Source organism: Dietzia sp. CW19, from assembly GCF_014145265.1.
GTDB lineage: Bacteria > Actinomycetota > Actinomycetes > Mycobacteriales > Mycobacteriaceae > Dietzia > Dietzia natronolimnaea.
Window position 1 is genome coordinate 1 of the sequence record NZ_JAALEE010000097.1, and the last position, 4,071, is coordinate 4,071.

At 70.8% G+C, this 4,071-nt stretch carries 4 protein-coding genes and 2 pseudogenes; 1 reads left to right on the forward strand and 5 read right to left on the reverse strand.

Going from position 1 to position 4,071, the window contains the following annotated elements:
* Together G6021_RS03475 and G6021_RS03480 are read right to left on the reverse strand one after the other, a co-directional pair.
* Positions 1 to 749, reverse strand: a 749-nt coding sequence (locus G6021_RS03475; protein ID WP_182640667.1) for an SRPBCC domain-containing protein, incomplete at its 3' end; no start/stop codon positions are given.
* A complete protein-coding gene (locus G6021_RS03480; protein ID WP_095717159.1) occupies positions 742 to 1,434 on the reverse strand; it encodes a helix-turn-helix domain-containing protein in 693 nt (230 codons plus the stop codon). The genes G6021_RS03475 and G6021_RS03480, both read right to left, overlap by 8 nt.
* A gap of 159 nt (positions 1,435 to 1,593) precedes the next feature.
* On the opposite strand from G6021_RS03480, the gene G6021_RS03485 reads away from it, so the two are divergent.
* Entirely contained in the window at positions 1,594 to 2,523 is a 930-nt protein-coding gene (locus tag G6021_RS03485) for an amidohydrolase family protein (protein WP_095717158.1), read from the forward strand.
* Positions 2,524 to 2,679: 156 nt separating this feature from the next.
* Here the strand turns inward: G6021_RS03485 and recR are convergent.
* The 3 genes and pseudogenes from recR to G6021_RS03500 form a co-directional block, all read right to left on the reverse strand.
* A pseudogene (gene recR, locus G6021_RS03490) lies at positions 2,680 to 3,285 on the reverse strand (recombination mediator RecR); the annotation flags it as partial.
* 82 nt (positions 3,286 to 3,367) lie between these two features.
* A complete protein-coding gene (locus G6021_RS03495; protein WP_095717156.1) occupies positions 3,368 to 3,703 on the reverse strand; it encodes a YbaB/EbfC family nucleoid-associated protein in 336 nt (111 codons plus the stop codon).
* Between the two features lie 113 nt (positions 3,704 to 3,816).
* Positions 3,817 to 4,071: pseudogene (locus G6021_RS03500) on the reverse strand (DNA polymerase III subunit gamma/tau); the annotation flags it as partial.

The following is a 4,071-nucleotide window of genomic DNA, read 5'->3' on the forward strand; positions in this document are numbered from 1 at the left end:
GCGGCCGGCGGCGGGAAGAGGCTGTCCGCCCAACGCTGCCACCCGGCGGTGAGCACGTCGCGGTCGAACTCGTCGCCGAAGTAGTAGTGGACGACGGTGACCATGCCCCACGCGCCGTCGCCGCTGAAGAAATGGGCGCCGCTGTTGCTGCGGATGCCGAGATTCCCCGGTTCGGCCACCTCCACCACGCCGTCGATCGGGTCGAGCCCATCGGGTGTCAGGTGCACGGTGTCGCCGACCGCCGGCTGTCGGTCGATCCCCAGCGCGTCGTTGAACCGCGCCCAGATGCCATCCTTGTCGAGGTCGCTGAACGCGATGATCGACACGGTGGCCGGCGGCAGGCCGCGGAAGTGGTCGAAGTAGCGGCGGAGATTGGCCAGGAACCCGTCCCAGCCGTGGCTGTGGTACTCGGCCTCCCAGTCCTCGCCGGTGATTCCGCTGTGGATGAGCCGCAGCACGGCTCCGCCGCCGTCCCTGCCCTCGACGAGGAACTCCACGACCTCCGTCTGGCCGTCCGCAGAGGACGAGTACCGCCGCCCGGGCTCCCACTCCCGGACCGTGGCCTCGGAGATGTTGCCGGACCCGAAGTCGGACACGACGCGGGCGCCGACGCCCCCCTCCGGCGGGTCGAACCGGTGCGGCACGAACCAACACGCCATACCCTCACCTGTGGCGACGGCCTCCCACACCTCCTCCGGGGTGGCGTCGAGCTCGATGGACTTCTCGATCCGCTTGGGCTGGTCAGACATCGTCCTTCTCCTCACTCTCAGATGGGTCGGTTCGCCCGGATGGATCGGTGGGCCCGGATGAGTCGGTTCGCCCGGATGGCCCGGCGCCCCCGGATGAGTCGGTGCTCCCGGGTGGGACGGCGTGCATCCCCACGATGAGCCGGTGTCGGCGGCTCCCATCGGAGGAGTCGTCGTGGTACCTGGACACGAGCCTGGTCACCGCGTCGGTGAGTTCGTCGGCGAACGCCGCGCGGTCGGCCGGGGTGGCGAAGCACACCTCGCCGTCGAGACCGAACGTCCCGACCCGCTTGCCGGTCCGGCGCGCCCCGACGACCAGTTCACCCACCTCGCGCACCATCCGTGAGGCCAGCGCGAGCAGCCATCGTGGGGACGCCTGGTCGCTGTCGGCGCCGACGACCGGCTGGGTCCGTCCCATCACCCCGGGAGAGACGACGTACGACGACGACGAGGCCCTCAGGATCCGTTCGTGGACGTTCCCCCGCCGTCGCTCCTCGACCAGTTCGACCAGCCCGTGCTTCTCGAGCTGCCGCAGGTGATAGTTGAGCTTCTGCCTCGGTACACCCAGCCGGGCGGCGAGCGTGGTGGCCGACCCCGGCTCGGAGAGTTCGGCCAACAGGCGCGTGCGGATCGGGGCCAGGGCGGCGGTCGCCACCTCTGCGCTGTCGATCACGCCGATGTCCTGCATGCCCCCGGCCTCCTGTGTTGGTTGGCACCCAGCCTCCTGCCGACAAACTTTTTTGTCAAGGAGTGTTTCCCCGTCGGCACTCGACCGCCCGGGGGTGGACGCCCCCGGGCCGGACCCGATCAGTCGGCCGGAGGTCAGCGCTCGCCTACGCTCGGATCCATGTGTATCCACCACGGCACCGCCACCCTCGCCGGCTCCGTGACCCCTCCCGATCCCGCGCACGAGGCGGCACAGGTGCGGGCTCTGTGGGAGCCGCTGGGTCTTCCGGGGATCATCGACGTCCACACGCACTTCATGCCCGACCGCGTGATGGCCAAGGTGTGGGACTACTTCGACGCCGCCGGCCCCAAGATCGGCCGGACGTGGCCGATCACCTACCGGGAGGCCGAGGACGAGCGGGTCGCCCGCCTGAGGTCCTACGGCGTACTGGCGTTCTCGTCGATGCTGTACCCGCACAAGGCGGACATGGGGGCGTGGCTCAACTCGTGGTCGGCGGACTTCGCCTCTCGGCACCCCGACTGCCTGCACACCGCGACCTTCTTCCCCGAGCCGACCGCGGGTGACTACGTCCGCGACGCGATCGAGGCCGGGGCCCGGGTGTTCAAGTCACACATCCAGGTGGGCGAGTACGACCCTCGCGATCCGCTGCTGGACCCGGTGTGGGGCCGACTCGCGGAGGCGCAGGTGCCCACGGTGATCCACTGCGGGAGCGGTCCCGTGGCGGGACCCTTCACGGGCCCGGAGCCGGTCGCGGACGTGCTCGAGCGGTTCCCGGATCTGCCGTTGATCATCGCCCACATGGGCATGGGTGAGTACTCGGAGTTCCTGGACCTGGCCGAGCGGTACAGCGGCGTCTACCTGGACACGACCATGGCGTTCACCGACTTCGTCGAGGAGATCAGCCCGTTCCCTGCCTCGGAGCGCGGGCGGCTCGCCGATCTGGGGCACAAGATCCTGCTGGGGACCGACTTCCCCAACATCCCCTACCCGTTCGCGCACCAACTCGACGCCCTGGCGGGACTCGGGATGGGCGACGACTGGCTACGGGCGGTGTGGCACGGGAACGCCGCGAGGCTCTTCGACCTCTGACAGACCGGTCCGGCCCGCCGCGCCGCTGTCGGGCCCCGGCATCCGCTGTTCCGCCGGTTCGGGAGACGGTTCGGGGAACGGTTGGGGAGCCCGGGGCTCACTCTGCTCGGGACGGAGGACGCCTCCCGACCGCGCGGGCTGGGAGGGTCCGCCGGACAGGATTCGGCGGCCGGACAGGGCGCTGCCCAGGGTCAGCTCGTCCGCGAACTCGAGATCCGCACCCATGGGCAGGCCTGAGGCCAGACGGCTCACCACGAGTTCGGGGAACGGCCGCAGCAACCTGGCCAGGTACGTGGAGGTGGCCTCGCCGGTGGTGTTGGGGTCGGTCGCGATGATGATCTCCGCGATCTCCTCGCCCTCGAACTCCTCCCCGACTCTCCTCATCAGACCGGCGATGCGCAGCTCGTTGGGCCCGATGCCGTTGATGGGATCGAGCGCGCCACCGAGCACGTGGTAGAGCCCGCGGAACTCGCGGGTGCGCTCGATGGCCTCGATGTCCTTGGGCTCCTCGACCACACAGATGAGCGTGGGGTCGCGCCGCGGGTCGGAGCAGATGCGGCAGCGTTCGGCCGCCGACACCGTGCCGCAGACCTCGCAGTACGTGACGCCGTCGACCACCGCCTGCAGCGCGGAACGCAGCCGCTCCACCGACTCCGGCTCCGCCTGCAGGAGGTGGAAGGCCAGCCGCTGCGCGGACTTCGGACCGACGCCCGGCAGTTTGCCGAACTCGTCGATCAGGTTCTGGACTGGTCCCTCGTACATCGCCGTTCCTGTGCTGTGTCGTTCCCGGCGACGGATGCGCCGCCGGGTGGCGGGTCCCGGATATCCCCGGGTCCCGCCGGGCTCACATGCCCAGGCCGCCCATCATGTCGCCGAGGCCGCCGCCGGAGGCCAGGGGGCCGAGCCGCGACTCGGCGAGCTGCTGGACCTTGGTGTGGGCGTCGCCGAACGCACCGACGAGCAGATCCTGGAGCGTCTCGATGTCCTCGGGGTCCACGACCTTAGGGTCCACCGTGACCCCGGTGACCTCACCGGTGCCGCGCATGGTGACGGTGACGAGGCCGCCACCGGCCTGGCCGTCGACCGTGCTCGCGGCGATCTCCTGCTGCGCCTGGGCGAGCTGGGCCTGCATCTGCTGGGCCTGCTCGAGGAGGGCGTTCATGTCGGGTCCGGGCTGCATGGCGGGTCCTTTCGGCTGGTGCCTCATCTAAGCCGGGGCGGCCCCGGTCGGTCGGAACCCAGGGTAACCGCACCATCGGACAGCGTGCCCCGCCGCGCGGCGGGCCGGGCCGCTCAGCGCTCGAGCGGACGAGCCCCGAGGTGCTCCTTGAGCAACTGCAGAGCGATGTCCTCGCCGGTCCGGTGATCGATGTTCTGCGGCCCACTGCGGGCCTCGTCCACCATCTCCTCCTCGCTCACCGGGGGTGGTGGCGGACCGTCGGGCTCCCCGGCCTCCGGCTCGGGCTCCTCGGGCGGCGGCGGGATGTCGTCGTACCCGCCACCGGGCGCACCGACCGCACCGGACCGCCCGTCTCCCGCACCCTGACC